The sequence below is a fragment of the Bryobacter aggregatus MPL3 genome, assembly GCF_000702445.1.
Taxonomy (GTDB): domain Bacteria; phylum Acidobacteriota; class Terriglobia; order Bryobacterales; family Bryobacteraceae; genus Bryobacter; species Bryobacter aggregatus.
This window is the reverse complement of record NZ_JNIF01000004.1, coordinates 82964-105216: the sequence shown is the minus strand read 5'-3', so window position 1 is coordinate 105216 and position 22253 is coordinate 82964. Positions and strand designations below refer to the sequence as shown.

Sequence of the window (22253 nt, the reverse complement as noted above, 5' to 3'; positions counted from 1 at the left end):
TGTCACTATGAAACTGCTTGTCCTGACCGCAATGCTCCTCCAGAAAGGGCCTCCCAATCTGTGGCCGGAGATCATGGCCGTCGACGAGTGCCGCAATCATCAGAAGAAGCTTCTCGAGAACGCCTCGCTCCTCGTCTCGCAGTTGGACAAGCCGAAGGACATCAAGGAGTTTCATTGTGTCCCCATCTCCAATACGCGCGTCGGACTCTTCGTCCTCCCCAACCGCCGCGTGATCTGGCTCGAGAATCCCGTCATCATTCGCGGCAACGCACTCCGCATCGACCTCAAAACTTCCAGATCGAAAGCGAAGCTGCCGCCCCGCGACGGCGTCACCTTCGAGAACGACTTTGTGCGCGTCCGCAACATCCCTGCCACCGCCCACACCCAAAATTTAGTCTGGTCCGAAACCGCAAAGACCCTGACGATTTACGACGACAAGGACCCGCAAGCTCCGGCCGTCTTAGTAGAAATCAAAGGTTAAGCATGCCCCTCACGCAGGCCGAAAAAGCAAAGCGATTCCAGGAGCTGCACCAGGCTCCGGGCGCCTTTGTCATCCCGAATCCCTGGGATGCCGGAACCGCGCGCATCCTTGCCAGCCTCGGCTTTGTGGCGCTCACCACCACCAGCGCTGGACTAGCCTTTGCACTCGGCAAGCGGGACGGCGCGGCCACCCGTGAGGAAACGCTGGCAAACGCCAAGTCAATTGTCGAAGCCTGTGAGCTACCAGTGGCGGCAGATCTTGAAAACGGTTTCGGCCCCAGACCCGAAGACGTCGCGCAAACCATCCACATGGCCGCCGAGATGGGGCTGGTGGGCGCCTCGATTGAAGATGCCAGCGGCAATCCGCAATCGCCCATCTACAGCTTCAATCAAGCCCTCGAGCGCATTGAGGCTGCCGTCGAAGCCGCACGCGCCCTGCCCTTCCCCTTCATGCTGGTGGGCCGGGCTGAAAATTATCTGCACGGCTGTCCGGACCTGGATGACACCATCCGCCGCCTCCAGGCCTTTGCCGCCGCTGGCGTCGATTGCCTCTATGCCCCAGGGCTCCCCAGCGCCGCCGACATCCGCACCGTTTGTGCGTCCGTCCACAAACCGGTGAACGTCGTCGCCGGGTTCAAGGGAGAATCGCTGTCCGTTCCCGAACTGGCCGCCCTCGGCGTAAAGCGCATCAGCCTCGGCTCGTCACTGAACCGGACCGCCTTGGGCGCTTTTGTCCGCGCAGCCATTGAAGTGCGCGACCAGGGCAGCTTCCGTTTCGCCCAGGACGCCCTTCCCTACGCCGAAGCCAACGCCTTCATGCCGCCACATTGAGCGCAAACGGATGGAACTTGCCGAAACACTCTCAAATCACGTACAATTAGAGTTTGTGGCAGCACAGCCGCGCGTCCTCGTGCGCTTTCCTTGCTGAGTTCCCACACTTCGACCCTTCGAGAAGGAAGTAGACGCAAGTTATGTATGCAGTGATTGAAACCGCCGGCAAGCAGTTCCGAGTTGCCCCCGGTGAACTAGTCCGTGTGGACACCATCTCCGGCGAGCCCGGAACGGAAGTGGAATTCGGTAAAGTTCTGATGCTCTCGGGTGATTCCGGGATCAAGGCCGGAGCCGACGCTGCTGGTTTGAAAGTGACTGGCGTCATCACCAAGCATGGTCGTGGTGCCAAGGTGATCGTGTTCAAGTTTAAGCGCAAGAAGCAGTACAAGCGCACTCAGGGTCACCGTCAGAATTACACCGAAGTCAAAGTGAACGCGTTCGCGTAAGGAGTTTAGAAAGCAATGGCGAGTAAAAAAGGCGCTGGCAGTACTAGAAACGGGCGCGATTCAAATTCACAACGGCTTGGCGTCAAGAAGTTTGGCGGCGAAGTAGTCACCGGCGGATCGATCATCCTCCGTCAGCGCGGCACCCGCGTCAAGGCTGGCGAAAATGTCGGTGTTGGCAAAGACCACACCCTCTACGCCCGCATCCCTGGCGTTGTTGAATTCCGCGACCGTGGCCGGATGGGCAAGTTTGTCAGCATCAAGGTGCTCGACACTCCCAACACCGCGGAACTCAGCTTAAACTAGTTTTTCGCAACTCCTTCTGGTTCGGCCGCCAGCATTTTGTACTGGCGGCCGTTTCTATTTTCCCCGTCTCGTTCTCTTCTCTATATGCTCCACTCCTCAAAATTCATCGACGAAGCCAAGGTATACGTCAAAGGCGGCGACGGCGGCAATGGCTGCTCGGCCTTCCGGCGTGAGAAGTTCGTCCCTCGTGGCGGCCCCTCCGGCGGCGATGGTGGCCGCGGCGGCGATGTGATCTTCGAGGCCAGCCGGCATTACAACACCCTCTTCCACCTCCGCATGAATCCGGAACACACTGCCGACCGTGGCCGTCACGGCGAAGGTTCGCAGAAGACCGGCCGCAACGGCGATTCCCGCATCGTCAAAGTCCCCATCGGCACCGTCGTTTACGACTGGTATACCGCCGAGCAGATCCACGACTTCACTGAGGACGGCGAACAGTTCGTTGTCGCACGTGGCGGCCGTGGCGGCCGTGGGAATCAGCACTTTGCTACCCCCACCCACCAGGCACCCACCGAACAGGAAGACGGCATCCCCGGCCAGCAGTTCACGCTGCGCCTCGAGATGAAATTGCTCGCTGACGTCGGCCTGGTCGGCTTCCCCAATGCCGGAAAGAGCACTCTCATTTCGCGTCTCTCGGCCGCCAAGCCCGAAATCGCAGCCTACCCCTTCACCACCAAAGAACCGGTGCTCGGCGTCGTCAGCATGGATGAATACGGCACCCAGACCTTCATCATGGCCGACATTCCCGGTCTGATCGAAGGCGCCAGTGAAGGCCACGGACTCGGCATCACCTTCCTCCGCCACGTCGAACGCACCCGCGTGCTGCTCCATCTGATCGATCTGTCCGACTTCAACGAGAACCGTCCAGTCGACGCCTACAACGTCATCCAGAACGAACTCGGCAGCTTCAGCGAAAAACTACTCACCAAGCCGCAGATTGTCGTCGCCACCAAAGTCGATTCCCTCCAGGACCCGACACGCCTTGAAGAGCTCGAAGCCTTCTGCAAGGAGCGCGAGATCCCGCTGCACGTCATTTCCGCAATCACCGGCAAGGGATTGAAGGAACTGAAGGGCGCCACCTGGAAAATGGTCTCGGAAGCCGTTGTCGAACCGGAACCGGAAGACACCGAGAAGTTGACCCGCCGTCAAAAAGACGCCGCTGATCGCCTGCTGAATCTTTAAGCTGGTTGCGTTCGCAGTCCTGAGTGCGTTGCCCGGCGCAGTCTGCGCCGAGGCCCCGTCTGCGATTTCCTTGCTCACCATTCCACGGAAACGAGATCAGCGTCCAGGGAGGCGCTCTCCCATCGGGAAGCTGTAACGATCTCTTGCGCAGGCTGCGCTCAGGACTCTTACACCCTGCAAGTCGCCGATCTTCTCATTTCGAAAAGGGAGCGGATCCTTTCCCAGCTCGGACTGACACGAGGCGGCACAGGCCAGACACTCGATGAGTGGCCAACAGGCCTCGACGACCGGCATGCACAGCTCCTCTGGGCCGGTGATCTCGATGGCGACGGGCAACTCGACCTTCTTCTCGACCTGAGCGATCGCGACATCCTGACCGAACGAACCCTCTTCCTTTCCTCCAGCGCAAAAGCCTCAGGGGAATTCGTCACCACGGTCGCGGTCTTCAGAACCGTCGGCGACTGAAAACGCCTCCGTCACCGCATCAATCGTCTGCGGCGCATTCCCTTCCAGGCGATTGTTCACAAACACATAAGCCGGTTGCTTCAGCCGCTGGGCGCGGGCGATGATCTCCTGCAGCGAATTGCGCACCGACGGAAATTCTTCCTGCACCTCCCGGTAAGGCTCAAATTTCTTCACCGCCTGTTCAAAGGTACGGCCCGGGCGTAACAGGGCCCGTACCACGCTGAAGTCGGCCGTAAAGACATCCTCCACCTTCAATTGCTGCTGGATTTCCGGCATCCGGGTCCAGGCATTCAGCACATGCGCGACATTGTAGGAGCTCAGACAGGCCAGATAGTCGGGCGCGAGGAACTCCGGGTTACGGATCTCAATTGCATAGCGCCAGCCCTCCGGCAACTCGCTCAGAAAACGGTTGATCTGCCGGATGAATGCATCCACGCCAGGCATCACCGCCTTCGACATCGTGCCAAACTCAAAGATCAAAACGCTGACGCGGTCCTTGTAAGGCTCAAGCGAATCGAGAAAGGCCTTCTGCAACAGATCGGCATTCAGGAAGTTCTCGTTCTCATAGCCCGCCCTGGCCCCATAACGGGCATGTGCCGGCCATTGCCGGCAAGTCACTTCCTCGGGAACCTTGAAGGCCCAGCGCAGCCGCGGTTGCGCCGTCTGAAAAAGCTTCTGCCAGAAGGCCTGGGAGGGAAACTGATAGAACGCAAAGTCGCCGCAGACGATCGGAAACACCTCGGCAAACTCGGCAATGCACTGCTCTTCAAACTTCTTGCGCGACAATTTTCCGCGCGTTTTGTAACGTTCTTCGCTGTACACCGATCCCATCCAGCCCTCATATTTCCACGAGCTGGTGCCGACGAAGATCTCCTGCTCGGCCAGTCTACGGAGTTTGTTTCTGAGCCGCGTGCGAATTTGGGGCTCAGGGATTTCAAAGAGGTTGGGGGAAAACATGGACCGCTGTACTATGCAGTTTGACCGATTTTGCAGCGAACCAGTACGTTTTTCTGGAACGACTGCAACATCGACATAATTTTCATCTTAACTCTTTTCTTCTATAGAACTTCCAGCCATTAACTCGGGCAATACAACCACTCCAGCCAGCCCTGAGTACGGCCGATCCAACGATTGTGAACAAGTACATTACAATCAAAAACTTAGAATTAAATATTTGCTTTTGAGATGAAGCACTTTGCGCCAGATCTCACTCCTGATCCTGCGAGGAGAAATCCACAGAAAAGGTCTGGTACGGTAGCAAGGATGCGATGCAAGTCTCTGAACCATTGGGGCTTGCATGATTGGCGCAGCGATGACACAATCTGTTCAACCTTGACACTGTCATACGAACCGAATCGAGAAAGGACATTGTTTCCATGTCAATGATGGAAGAATTTAAGACGTTTGCCGTATCCGGCAATGTAATGGATTTGGCGATAGGTGTTGTGATCGGAGGAGCTTTCGGCAAGATCGTAAACTCGCTGGTCAACGACATCATCATGCCGCCTGTGAGCTTGCTCACTTCGGGAGTTGATTTCAAAAATCTCTTTATCAACTTGAGCGGCAAGGAGATCACGAATCTGGCACAGGCCCAAAAAGATGGCTTGGCCGTTCTGACGTATGGCAATTTTATTCAGACCACAATTGAGTTCCTGATCGTGGCATTCACCATCTTCCTCGTCGTCAAACAGATCAACCGATTCCGCGGCAAGGAAATGACCGAAGCCGGCAAGTAGTAAAACTGATTTTAGTCATGCGAAAATCATATCGGGCGGCCGTGTTCCGTCCGATATTATTTTTGGTATGCTGACATGGTGATTACGCGTCCAGTAGTAACCGTACTCGCAGTGTGTCTTGCAGGGTCGTTCGGTTTGCATGCCAAGCCGGTTGCACCCAAAGCAAAACAGACCGCGGCCAAGGCCAGAACCACGACGAAGTACTCGGCAAGCAGACCTGCAGCCAAAGGGAATGCTTCTGCCAAGCGGGTTGTTACTCCGCGCCTCGCCCCTCCGATGACTCCTGGAGCCGACCGCATCCGGGAAGTACAACAGGCACTCCTTGATCGCGGGTATCTCCGGATCGAACCCAATGGCATCTGGAATGCCGAATCCATCGACGCACTCAAGCGCTTTGAGGCAGACCAGAATGTGAAGGTGGACGGGAAGCTGGATTCTAAAATGCTCATCGCACTCGGGCTTGGCCCGAAGTACGACAGTGACTTAAGCCTTCCGGTTCCTGGAGTTGGTGGCACGGTGGTCGCTGGCGACCACGGGCAGAGCGACCAGCAGCGCGACTAGTCCCTCGCAACAAAACGTCCAAGCGCGTGTAGTCTGGTAGGCGAGGTGTCACCGGAAACATGATCATTGGCGTACCCAAAGAAATCAAGGATCACGAAACCAGAGTTGGCCTTGTGCCAAGCGGTGTTACAGCGCTGGTGGAGCATGGACACCAGGTTCTGATCGAAAGCGGAGCTGGCCTCGGGAGTTCGCTCACCGACGAAGAATATATTGAGGCGGGCGCCACCGTTCTCCCCAAAGCTTCTGAGGTCTGGGCCAAAGCCGAAATTGTCGTCAAGGTGAAAGAACCGCAGCCCAGCGAATGCGAGTACTTCCGTCCTGGCCTTCTCCTCTTCACCTATCTCCACCTAGCCCCCCTCCCGAGCCTCACCAGTAAACTTCTCAAAAGCCGTGTGAATGCGGTAGCCTACGAGACCATTCGCGAAGCGGACGGCTCCCTTCCCCTCCTGACACCGATGAGCGAAGTTGCCGGCAGGATGGGCGTACAGATTGGGGCGCAATACCTCGAAGGGCCCAACGGCGGACGAGGGATTCTGCTCGGAGGAATTCCAGGAGTGGCCCCGGCAAACGTCGTGATCATCGGCGGCGGTGTCGTGGGGCATCATGCGGCCAAGATTGCGGTAGGCCTTGGTGCGCATGTCACCATCATCGACAAGAATCTGAACCGTCTGCGCGAGCTCGACGATATCTATTCCAGCCAGGTGATCACGCTAGCGTCAAATGTCTATACGGTACGCGAGGCACTGCGCACTGCAGACCTGGTGATTGGCGCGGTGCTGGTACCGGGAGCAAGCGCCCCCAAGATTGTCCGGAAGGACATGGTGAGCAAGATGAAGAAAGGTAGCGTCCTGGTGGATGTTGCCATCGATCAGGGGGGCTGCTTTGAGACCAGCCGTCCCACTACTCATACGAAGCCAATTTTTTATGTGGACGGGGTCTTGCACTATTGCGTCACCAATATGCCCGCCGCAGTGCCGCATACCTCTACCTTTGGCCTGACCAACGCCACCATCCCCTATCTGCTCCAGATTGCAGACAAAGGGTTGGAGAAGGCTTGCGCGGATGCGAAGCCCATCGCCGAAGGAGTCAATACCTACCAGGGGTACATCGTGTATCCGGGGGTCGGCGAGTCCCAAGGCCGGGAATGGCGTACCCTCAGTTCTGTGGTTTAAGCGCTAAGGCACACGAATCGTCTTGGTGGCTCCGTAGATTTTCAGCAAAGGGTGGCGGACAAGCGACCGGTACTCGTACTGATGGCCGGGTTGTAGCACCGGCAGAGTTGCTTGGACCAGACCGGGCTGGGTCATCGTCTGTCCGGGAATCGCTTTCCAGGCGCTTGGCCGTTCTGTCAAATCAAAGCCCGTTACGTCTTGGTATTCGAAGGCCACCTCCACCGAAGCGGCACCTCCCAGAAACAGGAGATTCGCCTCGATCAGATTTCCACGGTGCCCCGCCGTCTCAATCCGTGGCGCTTCGAGACCGGGCCGGACATTTTCCAGCTTGATCACCACAGGGTTGGGCCACTGCCGGTTGGTATAGAGCCGTTGGGCCCGCATGGCGCGGAGGATCAGCGTTTCACCTTCCTGGCGGAACGTGGATTTTGGAATCACATTGGGCTGGTATTCCAACACCTCATCGTTCTGTCCCAGAACGCTGATTCGTGTTTCCGGGGTCGAACGAATGCTCTTCAGGGAAATCTCTTTCCATTCGCCGAGCTTCCAGCGCTCCGTCTGCTTCACAATGACGTAGACCGTATTCGAATCCTTCTTCCGCGTGAACCAGTAGTCGTTCTCATTGGTCACAACCCAGGGACGTACTCCACGAATGCACTCTTCATTGACAAACATCCAGAGACCGATCTCTTCCAGCCGTTGGCGTTGTTCGATCGGAATTTCGCCGTCTCCGTTAGGACCGATATTCAGCAGCAGGTTTCCTCCCTTGGCACGCACCTCGATCAGCGTCGAGATGAGTTCCGTACCGCTTTTGTAGTTTTCATTTGTTGGCTTGTAAGGCCAGGAGGTCCCCATCGTCAAGTTGCTCTCCCAGGCGCCATCGAGCGGCACACCGGGAACAAATTGCTCCGGTGTGGCAATGCCTCCTCGCGTCACCACAATCTTTGGGTTGAGATCCCAGGCGAGTTCGCGCAGACCCTTCGCAGGACCATCGATAAAGAGGGTATCAATCGTTCCATATCTGGTGAGCAGTTCGCGCACCTGGGCCAGGTCGTGCTGCATCAGACCAGGATTGTTGCCCGGCTCCACGGCAGGAATGTTGCGCTGGAGTTGCTTGCCGTTCTGGAGCAACCACCAAAAATCATCCGGCGAAAAGTAGAGGCCGGGCGAAATCCCTGCCGCGCGAAAAGCACTCATCAGTTCTCCCGTGATGTCGCGGCCCAGTGGTGTCTTCATGATGTTGAAGGGAGTGGTCGCCGTATCGAACATCGCGAACCCGTTGTGGTGCTTCGCCGTGAAGACCATATACTTCATTCCGGCGATGCGGGCCAGGCGGGCCCAGTCTTGCGGATTGAACTTGTAGGGATTGAAGGTCTTGGGGAGTTCATTCACATAGCGGCGATTGAAGTCGTCGCTCGCCCCCACCATCGAGTGGCTGATCTCGGAGCCAAGCTGCGAATCAAGGGACCAATGAATGAACAGACCGAAGCCGAGATCGCGGAACCATTCCAGCCGCTCCGCCTGATTTCTGGAGCCGAGCACCGGGTCTACTCCCTGCCCCAGGAGAGAGGAGAAGAAGCACAAGAAAAGTAATAATCGAAACATATTTCTCAATGTGGGCGTCCTTGACATTAACCTAGATTCCAGCCACGATTAGGGCTGACAGGAGTGTATCGGAATGAAGAGAATCATCCTAGCAGCCATTGGAACTTTGATCAGTCTCACTCCGGGTTTGGCGCAATCGGTCATCTCCGCCAAAGCGGGTGTCATCCATTACGTCGAAGGCGACGTGAATGTGGACGACACAAAGCTGGTGATGCAGACCAGCAAGTTTCCCGATTTGAAAAATCATTCCGTCTTGCGCACCGCCGAAGGCCGTGTTGAGATTTTGTTGTCTCCCGGTAGCTTCCTGCGCTTGAGCGATAGCAGTGCTGTCCGGATGGAATCGAATTCCCTGGCGGCGACGAAGCTCTCGCTGCTGGAAGGCACCGCACTTGTCGAGGTGGCAGAAATCGCCAAAGACACTTCGCTGGAACTGGTGATGGGCGATAGTACGATCACCATCCGCAAGGCAGGCCTCTACCGCCTTGAAATGAATCCACCCGCAGTGAAGGTTTATAACGGCGAAGTTGCCGTCAACAGCCGGAACGAATTGCAACGGGTGACCGAAGGCAAGATGCTCGCACTCAGCGGTGAGATGCAGATCGCCAAGTTTGATAAGAAGCAAAATACCGATGAACTCGTGCAGTGGGCCGATCGCCGCTCCGCCACCATGGCGATGGCCAATGTTCACTCGGCAAAGTCTCTGGGCAGTAGCTTCTCGAGCGGCTCTTTGAGCGGCTTCAGCCCCGGAATGAGCGGCGGCTGGTTTTACAACTCCTACTTCGGGATGATGACGTTTATTCCATTTGGCCGCAGCGCCATCTCACCCTTTGGCTATGGCTACTACACGCCGGTTACGGTGATCAGCGTGTACCGGCCTGACTATTCGGGCTCTTTAGGTGGGAATTCAGGTGGGAATGGAATTGGCGGTTTTGCCGATCGCCGCTCCGTTGGCTTTGATTCGAACCTCGGATACAACACCTCCTCGATGCGTTCGAGCACCGGTTACACGGGCGGGACAGGTAGCGGGCCGGCCATTTCGGGCGGTGAGCGGGGCGCAGCGGCTGGCGCTGCCGGCGGAGGCGCAGGACGCGCCGCAGGCGGCGGTGGCGGTGCAGCGGCTGCTGGTGGCGGCCGCCGCTAAGCAATTCCAGATCTTTCAAATAAAAAAAGGCGGCCTCAGGGCCGCCTTTCTCTTTTTCCATTTCACTCTTCCTATTCCACCACGCGCAGAATCGGATAGACGTCCTTATCTGTTTCATAGAAAGGACTGCGCTGGTAGAGCCACATCAGTCTCGCTCGTGGGTTCCCGGCCAGAGTAGGATCAGCGGCGAGAGCAGCATCGAAATCCGACTTCAGCTTGGGATTGGCGGCAAAGAGCTTCGCAGCCAGCGGCTCCATGATGTAATCCGCACCGTGCTCCTTCTGCTCAAAGATGGTGTTGAAGCTTCCCCATTTCAGCAGCGAATCGGGAGCAGTAGGCTCGAGCAGGTTCAGGAGCAGCTTCGCCAAGGGCTGATTGGTCGGGACAAAGATCGAACCGGGCGGGACCGTACGCTTCTCCACCACGGTCTTCGCCTCAAAGTTCGGCTGGAAGCGGGATTCAAAAGGCAGTGCCGCAAAGCTGACTTTTTCAAATCGAATCACTTCAAAATTCGCCGTCACCGGCTGTGTGACCACCTGCGACCGGATGCCATGCAGCTTCAAAACATCGGCGATACTCGACCACTCCTTCGGGATGTAATAGCCACGCGGCACCACCACCTCCGTCTTGGGAACGGCAGTGCGGATCAGGGTGACATTGAGATCGCGGGGCTTGGCGAGATAGCGGAGTACGGGCCCGCCCAGCGCCGCGCCGGTATAGGTTTCCGTCTCCAACAGCCGCGCTTGATAGGGAACACCAGACTTTGCAGGCGCAAACTCCAAAGGCAGCTTCGAACCCGGCTTCAGGATGTCCCGATCGGCCTGCTCGACCGCGGCCCGCAGTTCCGCGCCATGACGGCCGACCACCTTCAAGGTCTCGAGCATGATGTCATAGTGCCCCCAGGCCCGCACCGAGAAAGGCTTTAGGGAGTGCGTTTCCACCAGAAGCGTCGCTCGATTCCGAGCCGCTGTGTAGCCCGTAGAGAAGCGCGGCGTGAAGGGCATGGTGAGAAAGGGAGCGCCGCTGCGTACCGGCCCTCCGACATACCAACCGAAAACGTGTCCCTCCGCCTCCATCCCGGCCCACAGCTGCGGCGTCCATTTCTCGGAGACCCAGCGGGCGACAGCCGGGTGCACCTGGATGGTGTCTTCTATCGCAACGGTCGAATCGTACTGCAAATCCTGTCCGTCGGTGACATGGTTGTCGATGAACAGATCCGGCTGCCATTTATTGAAAGTCTTGAGCCAGTTCTGCGTCTCAGGAGCATCGGCCTTCATGTAATCGCGATTCAGATTCAGGCGCTGGGCCGTCGCGCGGAACCCCATCTCACGCGGCCCCTGCTCATTAAAACGGTGATAAGGCGAGCTGTTCTCGTGCCCGTCCACGTTATAGACCGGCATCGACAAAATGATGGCTGAGTCGAGCAAATTCTCATATTTTTTCGTGACCAGAATGTCGCGCAACAACATGATGGCAGCGTCCTTGCCCCCGTTCTCTCCGGCGTGGATGCCGTTCTGAAAGAAGATGACCGGCTTGCCGGTTTTGCGCGCCGTTGGTGCGTCGAAGGCTTTGTCCTTGGAGGCGACAAAGATGTACATGCGGCGTCCGGCAGGCGTTTCTCCGATATCGACGAGCCGGGCATAAGGCGAGGCCGCGGCTAGCTTCCGATATAGATCGACTGCTTCCTGATAACTGCCCGTCTCTTCCCACTTTGTTTTCTCCGCGACGGTGAGGAGATCCTTGGGGGAACGGGCAGTCGATTCGGAGAGGTTGCGGGCCGCCTTCATCGCCGGCGTAACCCAGACGCTTGCGTTAGGAGCCGTGAGGAGGTCGGCCGCGGAAAGAATCGAGGTAAAGAGAAGGAGGAAGGGTTTCATTTCTTAGTTTCTAGAGCAATCGAAGTCACAATCAGCGCCAATTCCCGGCCGTCGCCGGAAGACGCGTTGGCAGGTAGTGCTTTGTCCGTACTGAAGTGGACCAGGATGCTTTCTGACTCCAGCGCTGCGGGAGGCAGTTCCGCCTCATAAAGGGCGTCGCCAGCCTGGCGGAAAGTTACGGAAGGGAGCGCGGTTCCATTCAGCTTTGCCGACAGCGTAATGGGACCCGTCTTTGCGAAGAGCATCTCCGGCAGATTCCCCCGTAATCGTAAGATCGCTCCCGATCTGCCGCTGGCAAAAGGAGTTTTCAGCTCGACACTAAAGTGGCTGGCCACCCAACGCCAGCGCCCTTCTTCAAGCTGGTAAAAGCCGGATTTCAACTGTGCCGGATCGACCAGATTGAGCCGTGCGGATAACTTCGAGCCCGGATCCTCAATCACGTACTGCGACAAATCCCGTTGGGGGCGGCAACTGGCGAGCCATAAGAGCGCAAACAACAGCCTCAGCATGCTTCCACCTCAATGAGACAGGAATAGAAGGTGGCTCCATTGCCAATATCCGTCAAGCGCTGGGAGGTGAGGACATTGATACCCAAACCCTGCTTCGACTTTGAGGGCCAGCGGATGCCGGGCGCGCAAACCACCCCAGGCTGTACCTGCTGCGCATCAAGCTGGGCAATCGCCTCCACCGCGCCTCGATCATTGAAGAGCCGGATGGGCGCGTTGTCAACGATGTTCCGCTGGGCCGCATCGATTGGATGCAGGATCACTCGCGAGGTGAACTGATCAAGATCAGGCCGGTTGCCGAAAGTGGAGTTCATCGCCTCGGGGCTCTTCCAGGAAATGAGCTCCAGCGGGTAGCCCGCGGACTTCCCTTCTCCATGCCGCGACTCAATCGGCGGGACATAGGCGAGTTCCTTACCCCCGGTAACGAACTGGCCATGCGCCGTCGGAAACTGGCCCGCAGCGAAGGGAAGGAATTCTCCAGACGGCGCGCCCAGGTTCAAACGGACAAAACGCTCGCGCTCGAGTTGCTCGAGCGTAATGCCTGTCAGATATGGCGAATCTGAGTGCAGCGCCTGGCGGATGAGATCGTCCTCACGATCGTCGAAGCAGGCATCGCGAAAGCCCATTGCCTTGGCCAAGAGACGGAAGACCTCGACATTCGACTTGCACTCGCCCGGCGCCGCAAGCGCGGGCCGCGCCAATTGCAAGTAGTAGTGACCGTAAGAGAAATAGAGATCGGTGTGCTCGAGAAAAGTAGTAGCTGGAAGAACGATGTCGGCGCGCAAGGCCGTATCGGTCAGAAACTGTTCCAGAACCACGGTAAACAGGTCTTCGCGGTGCAAGCCCTGCAACACCTTGCGCTGATCTGGCGCGATCGCCGCCGGGTTGGAGTTGTAATTGATCAGAGCCTTGACCGGAGGGCCGCCTAGCGCAGTGAGAGCATCCCCGAGCGCACTCATGTTGACCAGACGGGTGGGGCCAGGCTCAAGCTCGGGAGCTTCGAGTGCCTGGCGATTCACGGCAAAAGCACCCGAGGTGGAGAGGGTGATTCCCCCGCCAATATGCTGGAACTGCCCAGTGATCGCGACCAGCGAGGCAATCGCCTGCACCGCGCGGCCACCACGGTCGGAACGCTGCACGCCATAGTTGACGCGAATCACGGCAGGCTGCGTGGTTGCCAGTTCGCGAGCCAGTACCTCGATCGTTTCTGCCGCAACACCGGTCAGTGCCGCAGCGCGTTCCGGAGACATGCCCGCAGCTACCTCGCGGTACTCCGCCAGGTCATGGATGTGTTGTGTATAGTTCTGGTCTTCAAGGCCATCGCGAAAGATGACATGCGCCATCGCCAGAGCTAAAGCCAGATCGGAGCCCGGGTGGATCGGAATGTGCTGATCGGCAAGGCTGGCCGTCTTGGTGCGGATGGGATCGATCACCACCAAGCGAGCGCCGTTGCGCCGCGCCTCGACGATGAAGGGCCAGAGATGCACATTGGTGCTGAGGATATTCGCGCCCCAGGCAATGATGAGCTTAGAGTGGGCAAACTGTTCCGGCTCCGTGCCCAGGCGGGTATTCATGGCCGCATTCAAAGCAGCAGTTCCGGCGGAAGCGCAAATGGTGCGATCAAGACGGGACGCGCCCAGGCGGTGGAAGAAGCGCCGGTCCATCGAGGAACCGTTCAGAAGCCCCATCGTGCCGGCATAAGAATAGGGAAGAATCGCCTGCGCGCCAAACTCGTCGGCAATCGCCGTCAGCCGGGTGGCAATGGTTGTGATCGCCTCCTCCCAACTGATGCGCGTAAACTGCCCGCTGCCCTTCGGGCCCGTCCGCTTCATCGGATAGAGCAGACGATCGGGGTTGTACTCGCGATCAAGGTAACGCGCAACTTTTGCGCAAAGGAAGCCACGCGTCACGGGGTGATCGGGATCCCCCTTCAGCCTGCTGGCCTGACCAGTGGCATCCTCCACCTGTACCAACAGGGAACAACAATCGGGACAGTCGAGCGCGCAAACCGAATGGCGCCAAGAGGACGGCATAAGGTTAGCGTAACAATTCAGCGCAACCGCTCAGGCGCGCCAGAAGTGTTCGTCGACAGCCATCAACGACTCCGGAACATTGCGGCCAAACGACTTGCCAAGTTCCATCGCCGCCAGATTCACCGCATCAGCCGATTGGTCCAGCAGCCCGATCATGCCAAAGAATTCGTGCATCACCCCATGGTAGTTGCGATAAGTGACGCGAACCCCCTCGTCGCGCAGAGCCTCGGCATAGAGACGCCCATCGTCCCGCAGCGGATCGTGCTCCGCGGTGATGATGGTGGCAGGAGGCAGATTCGCGAGCGTCGTCGCTCGCAACGGCGAGGCATAGCCGTGTGCGGCTTCCTCGGCAGACTTCAAATAATGCGAAGAGAACCAAGTGAGCATGGCCGCATTCAACGGCTTCGCATGGGCGTATTCATGGATACTCGGTGTGAAAAAAGCCAGGTCGGTCACGGGATAGATGAGAAGCTGATGCACGGGCTGCGTCGTACCCTGAGCGCGCGCCATCTGGCAGACAACCGCAGCCAGATTACCGCCAGCGCTCTCGCCGCCGACAGCAACCTGAGCCGCATTCCCGTTGAGACTGTCGGCATTTGCCATCGCCCATTCTGTCGCAGCATAGGCGTCTTCAATCGCCGTGGGGAACTTATGCTCCGGAGCCTGCCGGTAGGCAACCGAAATTACAATGCATTCCGCTGCGTTGCAGAGGGCGCGGGCGGAACTGTCATAGGTGTCGAGATTGGCAATCACCCAGCCGCCCCCATGGAAGTAAACCAGGATGGGGTGTGGGCCCGGACCCACCGGCTTGTAGATGCGTAGAAGGATGCTGCCATCCTTCACGGGGATCCGCCGGTGACGGACAGACTCCACCTGTTGTGGCATCGGGTTGGCCACCGTAGCCATCCGCGCCGTGAGATGCGCAGCGACCAGATCGCGCGCCGCGTAATCGAGCAGAGGGACATTGCGTGCCTCCCCAACGGAAAGCGTCTCAATCGGTGGAGCACCATATTTCGCAAGCTGATCGATCAGTTCCTGCGCGGAGAGGTCGAGCTGTTTCATGGAGTGGTTCCTTTCGAATGGGGATCTGTTTGGGTCGTGGGGTCGAGAAGGCGGCGTAGCGTTTCCGCATCCAGCCCCGCTTCCCGCATCGCGACAGCGCGCACGGTTTCGCCTGTGCTCGCGGCGTGCTTCGCGATTGCAGCCGCCCGGTCATAGCCGATCGCCGGAACCAGCGCGGTCACCATCGCGAGCGACTGCTCCACCAGGTCTGTCGCGCGTGTCTTGTTGGCTTCGATGCCGCGCACCATGCGGGATTCGAAGTTGGTCGAAGCAGCGGCAAGCAACTCAATCGAGTCGAGGAGATTCGCCGCAAGGAGAGGCATGGTCACGTTGATCTCAAAGTTTCCAGAAGCACCACACCAGGCAATGGCTGCATCGTGGCCCACCACTTGCGCGCAGACCATCAATACGCTTTCCGCAATCACCGGATTCACCTTGCCGGGCATGATGCTCGAGCCCGGCTGCACGGCGGGAATCACAATTTCTCCCAAGCCACAACGAGGACCAGAGCCAAGCCAGCGCAGATCATTCGCGATCTTCGTCAGCGATACCGCATAGTTCCGCAAGGCCCCGGAGACAAAGACCACCGCATCGCGCGCCGCTTGGGCCTCGAAAGGATTCTTTGCAAGAAGGAGAGCTTGCCCGGTGATCGCCGAGAGTTCCTTGATCATCTCCTCCGCAAACCCAGCCGGAGTATTCAGGCCCGTGCCAATCGCAGTGCCCCCAATTGGCAACTCATACAGCCCTTTCATCGCGGCAACAATCCGTTCTCCGGACAGCTCCACCTGGCGCGCATAGCCGGAGAATTCCTGCCCCAGCCGCATGGGCACGGCGTCCTGCAAGTGCGTGCGGCCAATCTTCAGAACTTCATGGAACTCTGCCGCTTTGTCATCAAGACTCAGCGCCAGTGTTTGCATGGCGGGGAGCAAACGTTCGGTGATGGCGTCCAGCGCGGCAAGATGCAGAGCAGCCGGAATGACATCATTGCTCGACTGGCTGCGGTTCACATCGTCGTTCGGATGTACGTTGGCCAGATGCGCGATCACCTCATTCGCATTCATGTTGGTAGAGGTGCCGCTGCCGGTCTGGAAGATGTCGAGCACGAACTGATCATCGTGTTGCCCTTCTGCAACCTCCAAGGCCCGCGCTTCGATCCCGGCCGCCTTCGCTTCAGAGAGACCAGCGAGGCGATGGTTCACCCGCGCCGCCGCCACTTTAATCCGTCCCAACGCACGCAGAAAGCTACGCGGAAAACGCTGCTGACTAATCGGAAAGTTCTCGATCGCCCGCGCCGTCTGCGCCCCATAGAGCGCCGCTTCCGGCACCGGCATCTCACCCATGCTGTCCCGCTCGATTCGCTTGTTCATTTCTTCCCCTTCGTTGTCTTTGCAGTGGGCACCGCGACCGACGGCGGGTAGATGATCACCTGGATTTCACTCCCCTTGTCGATCCGGGGAGACTTCCCCATCCCGATTGTTTTGATCTTTGTGTCGTCGAGCTTGAAATTCTGCACCAGATAATCGCGAGCAACCATGGAGCGCGCTTCGCTGAGCGTCGCCTCCTTCTCCGAGTCGCCACGCATGTCCGAGAAGCTCGCCACAATCACCAGTCCGTATGGAGTTCGTTCCAGATACTGGCCCGCCTCGTTCATCAACTTGCCGCGCTTCAACTTCGCGGTTGTCGGTTTATCAAAGAGTTTTTCGCCATCATAGGTGAAGGTCTTGGTAGGTGCAGCCGTCGGGATCTCTGACACGAGGTTCTTCTTCAACTCCGTTGTATCTTCGTAACCACGATTCTTGAAGAAACCCCGCAACAGAAAATTCTTCTTCAACGCCTCCATGTCTTCATGCATCGCAGCCACACCGGAATTCAGGTTTGAATACAAACTCTTGTCATTCACCAGCGCACCCGCCGTGCCGGCACCCCGGTCAATTTTGTTCCCGATCGAACTCAACGCCGCGGCCGTTTGTTCAATGTTCGTCATTGCGCCATTCGCCGTATCCAGCAAGTTGTTCGCCTTTTTTACCAGATCGGAAATCTGCAGTGGCGGCACAGAGGCGATGAACGCGCCGTCTTCCACCTCCGGAGCATCGGGAGAACCAAAGGTGATCTCCACGAAGAGATCGCCGATGAGGCCTTCGGAGTTGATCAGCGCCGTGGAATCCTTGCGAATAACGGCCTTCGTCGAGGTCACCAAAGTCATGATCACTTTCACCTTGCCGTCCGGCCGGTTCGGCAACTGGATCTGCTTCACCGAGCCGCGCACCAGCCCGCCCACCCGCACCGGAGAGCCGCCAAAGAGCCCGGCGACATTCGTGAATTCGGTATTCAACGTGTAAGTGGGTTGGAGTAGAAACTGTTTGGCGCCAATCCAGAAAACGCCCGCGACAAGAATCGCCAGAGTCGCGATGACGAAGAGGCCCAACCGGAATGAGCTTATTGCTTGGGGCTGCATTGCGAGAGGTCCTCCTGAAAGAAGCGAGACACAAAGGGGTCGTCGATGGCCTCAATCTCCGAGTAAGTTCCTTGCGCCACCAGTTTTCCCTCGTTCAGCAGAATCAGACGGTCTGCAAAGATCTTCGCGTTGTGAATGTCATGAGTGACGATGACCGTACTCATTTTGCGTTTGTGTTTGAGGTCGAGAATCAGACGGCCGATTTCCTCGGACGTGATCGGATCGAGCCCTGCAGTGGGTTCGTCGCAGAGCAACAGAATCGGGTCGAGAGCAAGCGCCCGGGCCAGGCCCACCCGCTTCTGCATGCCGCCAGAAATCTCAGCGGGCAGCTTGTCGAGGTCCTTTTCCATCCCCACCGCCGCCAGCAGCTCGCGAGCCCGCGCCTGCTGCTCCTCGGGCGATTTCTTGGTGTGACGCCCAATTGGAAACGCAACGTTCTCGCCCACCGTGAGCGAGTCATACAACGCCGCGCCCTGGAAGAGAAAGCCGAGTTTTTTCCGCACCTCATTCAGTTGTGAGATCGAGAGATCAGGAATCTCGTCGCCCTCAATCCTGATGGATCCGGAATCCGGTTGGTACAAACCAACCATCAGCTTCAGCAAGACGCTTTTCCCGGTTCCACTCCGTCCGAGAACCGCGATGCTCTCGCTTTCGCCCACCTCAAAACTGATGCCATCAAGCACCACTTGTTCGCCGAAGGACTTCTTCAGATCTTTGATGACGACAGGCATTTCAGGCATAGATCACCTGCAGCAGCCGGACAAGAATCACATCCGCAAGAATCACAAACAAGGAGGAGAGAACCACAGAACTGGTGGTGGCGCGGCCCACCCCCTCGGTGCCTCCGCTGGCGCTCATCCCTTCATAGCAGGACACCAAACCGATGATCGCGCCAAAGACAGCAGTCTTGAAGGTTGGCGCCAGGACATCGCTATAGAGAACACTCTTGAAGCCCGACTCCATGAAGAGCCGGAAGGAGATCGGTTCCGCGAGGGTCGTCGCAATCCAGCCCATCAGAATCCCGCTCACATCCGCAGCCACGGTCAGTAGCGGAAGCATCAGGGTGCAAGCCAGAATGCGGGTGACCGCCAAATAGCGGTCCGGGTCCACGGCCGAAACTTCCATTGCATCGATTTGTTCCGTCACCTTCATCGCACCCAGTTCCGCGCCGATGCCCGCGCCCACCCGCCCGCTCACCACCAGACCCGTGATGATGGGGCCGCTCTCTTTGACGATCGAGAAGATGACCACCGCAGGGAGAAAAGACTTGGCGCCAAAACGAACGAGGCTGTCGTGCGTCTGCAACGAAAGGACAATGCCAATGGCCGCACCAGCAAGCGCCACCAGCGGGAGAGAGCGCGCTCCCACCCAATCGCATTGGCGCAGGAACTCTCTGAATTCATAGGGCGGAGTCACGAGGGTCCAGCAAATTCGACCCGCAAAGCGGGCTAAATTTCCGAACCATTCGACCGAAAATCGGAACAACGATTGGGGAGGGTTCATCAAGTGCCAGACGGCTATGAGACCTTCCCCCTACTAGAACTGTTACCGCCAGGACTTCAGGCGAAACTTCCGGTATTCCACCTTCATGGGCGGCCCGACATGCACCTGTACGCCGATTTCCCCAGCCGCAGTGCGATTTGCTTCGTCATCATCCACGACGACACTCATCAGACGCCCGTTGATCATATGCGTCAGTGTGTTGCCCCGAATGATCAGGTGAACGGAATTCCAATCGCTACTCAACGCCTCTTTGGCGTCGCCGAATGTTGAAAAAACGATGGGCTTGCGGCCTCCCACGACATGCGTCATCTGGCCGCGCAACGCGAGAAAGAGTCTTCCCTTCTCCTCGTAGTTCTGCCCCGTGTAGACGTTCTTGCCGTCGATGTCGCACTGGTAGCCACGCATCGCAAACTTATGCTCGGTGCGCACAGGATCGGACACAGTCACACTGCGATAGTTGATCCCACTGTTGCCCGCCGGGGTGATCCGGTAATCCACCTTCAGCTCAAAGTCTTTCGGCTTGCCGCCCCTCCAGATGAGAAAGGTATTGCTCTTGACGATCGTCTCCGGTGTGATCTCGCCAACAATCGAAGCATCCTCCACACGCCAATACCTGGGATCGCCTTCCCATCCTGATAGAGAGCTTCCATCGAAGATCGGCTCAAAACCGGACTCATCGTCTGTGAGGATCTCCGGGCGATCGCTCTGCTTGGGGGTATAGGGAGTCTGTGCACCAAGAACAGAGCTCGCAAGGAAAATGCGGCGGGTGAGGCGGTTCATGCGGGCGAATCTATCACAAGCCGCCCATCAACGCCTAGGGCACCCACAATGCGTAGATGGCATAGCAGAGCACACACCCTACCACCATCGTCACCATGCCAGAGACCAGGCGCTTTTGGAGAAAGAGAATGAGCAGCATCCCGCTGATCGAGACCAACACCATCAGAATGGCCGAAGCATCAATCAGCAGCGACCACACTTTGCCAGAGTCACGGCCCTTGTGGAGATCGTTCAGGATGGCAACCACACCCATGCGTGTCTCTGTCAGATCGTAGGCACCCGTCTCCCGATCGATAAAGGTATCGGCCGTGTAACCGGGGCCCTTAAAGGAAACCGCGCACTGCGCCGCATCCACCCGGAAGTCGCTCAGCGCTCCGCGAATCTGGTGCTTGTTGCGCAAGTGCTCGACAATCTCAAGCTTGGAGACCGCATCGGGATCTGCCTGCCGCAGCCAGGCTTTTGAAACCTGTCCCTTGAGCTGGACGGTCTTCTCCGCTTGCCCAAACCAGTCGGTGTGGTTCAGCGTCAGTCCTGTCACTGCAAAGAAGAACAGCACTCCGAAACTGACCATCGACAGATAGATATGCAGCCATCGGGAAAGGATCGCCGTCTGGCGCTTCCAAGCAGGAGTCCGTGCCCTGGCGACCTGCGGCTCAGCGGCCGGACTTGCGATATTCAAGCGTCACCGCTCCCAATTCCGCGCCGCCGGGAAGCGTAAACTGCGCCGTTGCCCCGGGGATGTCAATCTCCTGCCGCAGGATCTGATAGCCGCCATGCTCACGCGTCGCTTCGATGAAAACCGTGTACTTCCCAGGCTTGACGAGCTTGCCAGCATTGTCCTTGCCATCCCACTTGATGCTGTACTTGCCAGGCGGTCGCGTGGCGCTCGATACCGAGCCGGTGATGTCCGTTCCTTCCGAAAGCGTGCGCATACGATCGCCACGATACCAACTCTTCAGTTCCGGAATCCAGCGTGTCTTGTCGAACCAAAGCGCGACGGTGCGGACCGGATACTTATCCTTATCCTCCACCCAGATCGCGACAAAGGGACGGCGGTAGCGCTGCGCCTGGATCGAGGCCAGTTCCATCTGGATCGTGAGTTCGTAGGGCGAGGCGGCCGTAGGAGCTTGGGCGGCGACCGCAGTCCATCCGGCGCTTTGCACAATCGCGCCGCTGGCGGGCACGATCATGTACTGGATCCCGGGGAAGCTGCGGGCCAGGATGGCACTTTCCTGCAAGGACAGGACAGAGAAGGCCGTGGCCAGCGCACCTGCTTCCACGGCGTCGCGTGCAATCACCGTGGAGCTGAGCACGTGATCGGCAGGAATGCCCGTGCGCGGATCGATGATGTGGGAATAATGATGGCCGTCGATGCTGACGCCACGGCGGTAGTTGCCGCTGGTCGCAACCGCCATGCCGTTCGCCTGCAAGGTGGCGATGGGGGTAGCGTTCTCGGCATCGTTGCGCGGATCGGCAACGCTGATCGTTTCTTCAAACTGGCCGCGCACCACAAGGTCGCCGCCCACATTCACAACCGCACCGAGGGCGCCTGCCGCGAGAGCGGCATCCGCCGCATGCTGGACCACATAGCTCTTGGCAAAGGAGTTCAGCGCGATCGGAGTCGTACTCAAATGGGTCGCCGTGTGCGCGATGGGGTCCAGCTTCCAGTGCGCCTGACGAACGCTGGCGAGCGTGGCAGCCATCGCATCTTGGGAAGGGAGCTTCCCTTTCTTCCACAGACGGCCGAAAGCTTCCGCTGAGGCATCGAGAGCACCCTGAGAACGAGTCTTCCAGGCATCGAAAAGCCCGAGGACTTCAAAGAGTTCCGGCGAGACCGGCACCGCGACATTCTGTGTGCGCGCCCAACGGCTAAATTCGCTATTGGAATTCCAAGCGCTCAGAATCAGATTCAGACGGTCAATCTCTGCCAGAGCCGCCGCCTCGGCCTTGTCTGCTTGCTTCTCATTCGCCGCGCGGAATTTCAATTCGAGCGAAGTGCCGAGTACGTTCTCATGCCGCGAGACAAATACTTGGGATTGCGGCAACCGGGAGAATGCGCCGAATACGCCCAGCGCCATCGTCACCGCAATCAGGGGGAAAAATCGTTTCATTCGA

Annotated in this window: 21 protein-coding genes and 1 pseudogene; 9 read left to right on the top strand and 13 right to left on the bottom strand. The window is 58.1% G+C overall.

What is annotated here, in order from left to right; translation table 11 throughout:
• Positions 1-7 precede the first annotated feature (7 nt).
• From M017_RS0120090 to obgE, 5 genes are all read left to right on the top strand, one after another.
• Positions 8-481 carry a hypothetical protein gene (locus tag M017_RS0120090; RefSeq protein WP_031499961.1) on the top strand — a complete coding sequence of 158 codons (474 nt, stop codon included), beginning with the start codon at positions 8-10 and terminating at the stop codon, positions 479-481.
• A 2-nt stretch (positions 482-483) separates the two neighbouring features.
• A complete protein-coding gene (locus tag M017_RS0120085) occupies positions 484-1311 on the top strand; it encodes an isocitrate lyase/PEP mutase family protein (RefSeq protein WP_031499960.1) in 828 nt (275 codons plus the stop codon).
• A gap of 140 nt (positions 1312-1451) precedes the next feature.
• Positions 1452-1757 carry a 50S ribosomal protein L21 gene (rplU, locus tag M017_RS0120080; protein ID WP_031499958.1) on the top strand — a complete coding sequence of 102 codons (306 nt, stop codon included), beginning with the start codon at positions 1452-1454 and terminating at the stop codon, positions 1755-1757.
• A gap of 15 nt (positions 1758-1772) precedes the next feature.
• Entirely contained in the window at positions 1773-2060 is a 288-nt protein-coding gene (gene rpmA, locus M017_RS0120075) for a 50S ribosomal protein L27 (protein WP_031499956.1), read from the top strand.
• Positions 2061-2144: 84 nt separating this feature from the next.
• The gene (gene obgE, locus M017_RS0120070; RefSeq protein WP_031499953.1) at positions 2145-3242 is read left to right on the top strand and encodes a GTPase ObgE; all 1098 of its coding nucleotides are present in this window, start codon (positions 2145-2147) and stop codon (positions 3240-3242) included.
• A 414-nt stretch (positions 3243-3656) separates the two neighbouring features.
• Here the strand turns inward: obgE and M017_RS0120060 are convergent, their stop codons facing one another.
• Positions 3657-4664 (bottom strand): DUF72 domain-containing protein, encoded by a 1008-nt coding sequence (locus M017_RS0120060; protein WP_051670654.1) that lies wholly within the window; start codon positions 4662-4664, stop codon positions 3657-3659.
• Positions 4665-5083: 419 nt separating this feature from the next.
• Between M017_RS0120060 and mscL the strand changes: the two are divergent.
• The 3 genes and pseudogenes from mscL to ald form a co-directional block, all read left to right on the top strand.
• Positions 5084-5419, top strand: a pseudogene (gene mscL / locus M017_RS0120055) (large conductance mechanosensitive channel protein MscL); the annotation flags it as partial.
• 99 nt (positions 5420-5518) lie between these two features.
• Complete coding sequence (locus M017_RS0120050) at positions 5519-6004, top strand: peptidoglycan-binding domain-containing protein (RefSeq protein WP_080508037.1); 486 nt, start codon at positions 5519-5521, stop codon at positions 6002-6004.
• A gap of 59 nt (positions 6005-6063) precedes the next feature.
• The gene (gene ald / locus M017_RS0120045; protein ID WP_031499945.1) at positions 6064-7176 is read left to right on the top strand and encodes an alanine dehydrogenase; all 1113 of its coding nucleotides are present in this window, start codon (positions 6064-6066) and stop codon (positions 7174-7176) included.
• Between the two features lie 3 nt (positions 7177-7179).
• Here ald and M017_RS0120040 read toward each other — a convergent pair whose 3' ends face one another.
• Positions 7180-8718: an alpha-L-fucosidase gene (locus M017_RS0120040; protein WP_238325985.1), complete on the bottom strand. Its 1539-nt coding sequence runs from the start codon at positions 8716-8718 to the stop codon at positions 7180-7182.
• Positions 8719-8854: 136 nt separating this feature from the next.
• Between M017_RS0120040 and M017_RS0120035 the strand changes: the two genes are divergently transcribed.
• Positions 8855-9922: a FecR domain-containing protein gene (locus M017_RS0120035; protein WP_031499943.1), complete on the top strand. Its 1068-nt coding sequence runs from the start codon at positions 8855-8857 to the stop codon at positions 9920-9922.
• A 71-nt stretch (positions 9923-9993) separates the two neighbouring features.
• Here the strand turns inward: M017_RS0120035 and M017_RS0120030 are convergent, their stop codons facing one another.
• The 11 genes from M017_RS0120030 to M017_RS0119980 are packed head-to-tail and all read right to left on the bottom strand — an operon-like array spanning position 9994 to position 22249.
• Complete coding sequence (locus M017_RS0120030; protein ID WP_031499942.1) at positions 9994-11799, bottom strand: M14 family metallopeptidase; 1806 nt, start codon at positions 11797-11799, stop codon at positions 9994-9996.
• Complete coding sequence (locus M017_RS0120025; protein WP_031499941.1) at positions 11796-12308, bottom strand: hypothetical protein; 513 nt, start codon at positions 12306-12308, stop codon at positions 11796-11798. Before M017_RS0120025 ends, M017_RS0120030 begins: the two co-directional genes overlap by 4 nt.
• Entirely contained in the window at positions 12302-14338 is a 2037-nt protein-coding gene (locus tag M017_RS0120020) for a molybdopterin-dependent oxidoreductase (protein WP_031499940.1), read from the bottom strand. The genes M017_RS0120025 and M017_RS0120020 overlap by 7 nt, the downstream gene beginning before the upstream one ends.
• 30 nt (positions 14339-14368) lie before the next feature.
• Positions 14369-15400: an alpha/beta hydrolase gene (locus tag M017_RS0120015; RefSeq protein WP_080508036.1), complete on the bottom strand. Its 1032-nt coding sequence runs from the start codon at positions 15398-15400 to the stop codon at positions 14369-14371.
• Positions 15397-16767, bottom strand: a complete 1371-nt coding sequence (locus M017_RS0120010; protein WP_031499938.1) for a class II fumarate hydratase — start codon at positions 16765-16767, stop codon at positions 15397-15399. The genes M017_RS0120015 and M017_RS0120010 overlap by 4 nt, the downstream gene beginning before the upstream one ends.
• A complete protein-coding gene (locus M017_RS0120005) occupies positions 16764-17855 on the bottom strand; it encodes an MlaD family protein (RefSeq protein WP_080508035.1) in 1092 nt (363 codons plus the stop codon). Before M017_RS0120005 ends, M017_RS0120010 begins: the two co-directional genes overlap by 4 nt.
• Positions 17837-18595: an ABC transporter ATP-binding protein gene (locus M017_RS0120000; RefSeq protein WP_031499936.1), complete on the bottom strand. Its 759-nt coding sequence runs from the start codon at positions 18593-18595 to the stop codon at positions 17837-17839. The genes M017_RS0120005 and M017_RS0120000 overlap by 19 nt, the downstream gene beginning before the upstream one ends.
• Entirely contained in the window at positions 18588-19358 is a 771-nt protein-coding gene (locus M017_RS0119995) for an MlaE family ABC transporter permease (RefSeq protein WP_031499935.1), read from the bottom strand. The genes M017_RS0120000 and M017_RS0119995 overlap by 8 nt, the downstream gene beginning before the upstream one ends.
• 42 nt (positions 19359-19400) lie before the next feature.
• Positions 19401-20138: a 3-keto-disaccharide hydrolase gene (locus M017_RS0119990; RefSeq protein WP_031499934.1), complete on the bottom strand. Its 738-nt coding sequence runs from the start codon at positions 20136-20138 to the stop codon at positions 19401-19403.
• Between the two features lie 34 nt (positions 20139-20172).
• Positions 20173-20817, bottom strand: a complete 645-nt coding sequence (locus M017_RS0119985) for a PepSY-associated TM helix domain-containing protein (protein ID WP_155121534.1) — start codon at positions 20815-20817, stop codon at positions 20173-20175.
• On the bottom strand, positions 20792-22249 hold the full coding sequence (locus tag M017_RS0119980) for a DUF2271 domain-containing protein (protein WP_031499932.1): 1458 nt from the start codon (positions 22247-22249) through the stop codon (positions 20792-20794). Before M017_RS0119980 ends, M017_RS0119985 begins: the two co-directional genes overlap by 26 nt.
• Positions 22250-22253: the final 4 nt, after the last annotated feature.

Coding starts and splice junctions, on each gene's coding strand:
- M017_RS0119995 (WP_031499935.1), bottom strand. CDS start 19,358: ATGAACCCTCCCCAATCGTTGTTCCGATTTTCGGTCGAATGGTTCGGA.
- M017_RS0119990 (WP_031499934.1), bottom strand. CDS start 20,138: ATGAACCGCCTCACCCGCCGCATTTTCCTTGCGAGCTCTGTTCTTGGT.
- M017_RS0120015 (WP_080508036.1), bottom strand. CDS start 15,400: ATGAAACAGCTCGACCTCTCCGCGCAGGAACTGATCGATCAGCTTGCG.
- M017_RS0120025 (WP_031499941.1), bottom strand. CDS start 12,308: ATGCTGAGGCTGTTGTTTGCGCTCTTATGGCTCGCCAGTTGCCGCCCC.
- M017_RS0120030 (WP_031499942.1), bottom strand. CDS start 11,799: ATGAAACCCTTCCTCCTTCTCTTTACCTCGATTCTTTCCGCGGCCGAC.
- rplU (WP_031499958.1), top strand. CDS start 1,452: ATGTATGCAGTGATTGAAACCGCCGGCAAGCAGTTCCGAGTTGCCCCC.
- M017_RS0120005 (WP_080508035.1), bottom strand. CDS start 17,855: ATGCAGCCCCAAGCAATAAGCTCATTCCGGTTGGGCCTCTTCGTCATC.
- M017_RS0119980 (WP_031499932.1), bottom strand. CDS start 22,249: ATGAAACGATTTTTCCCCCTGATTGCGGTGACGATGGCGCTGGGCGTA.
- ald (WP_031499945.1), top strand. CDS start 6,064: ATGATCATTGGCGTACCCAAAGAAATCAAGGATCACGAAACCAGAGTT.
- M017_RS0120050 (WP_080508037.1), top strand. CDS start 5,519: ATGGTGATTACGCGTCCAGTAGTAACCGTACTCGCAGTGTGTCTTGCA.
- rpmA (WP_031499956.1), top strand. CDS start 1,773: ATGGCGAGTAAAAAAGGCGCTGGCAGTACTAGAAACGGGCGCGATTCA.
- M017_RS0120020 (WP_031499940.1), bottom strand. CDS start 14,338: ATGCCGTCCTCTTGGCGCCATTCGGTTTGCGCGCTCGACTGTCCCGAT.
- M017_RS0120085 (WP_031499960.1), top strand. CDS start 484: ATGCCCCTCACGCAGGCCGAAAAAGCAAAGCGATTCCAGGAGCTGCAC.
- M017_RS0120090 (WP_031499961.1), top strand. CDS start 8: ATGAAACTGCTTGTCCTGACCGCAATGCTCCTCCAGAAAGGGCCTCCC.
- M017_RS0120060 (WP_051670654.1), bottom strand. CDS start 4,664: ATGTTTTCCCCCAACCTCTTTGAAATCCCTGAGCCCCAAATTCGCACG.
- M017_RS0120000 (WP_031499936.1), bottom strand. CDS start 18,595: ATGCCTGAAATGCCTGTCGTCATCAAAGATCTGAAGAAGTCCTTCGGC.
- obgE (WP_031499953.1), top strand. CDS start 2,145: ATGCTCCACTCCTCAAAATTCATCGACGAAGCCAAGGTATACGTCAAA.
- M017_RS0120010 (WP_031499938.1), bottom strand. CDS start 16,767: ATGAACAAGCGAATCGAGCGGGACAGCATGGGTGAGATGCCGGTGCCG.
- M017_RS0120035 (WP_031499943.1), top strand. CDS start 8,855: ATGAAGAGAATCATCCTAGCAGCCATTGGAACTTTGATCAGTCTCACT.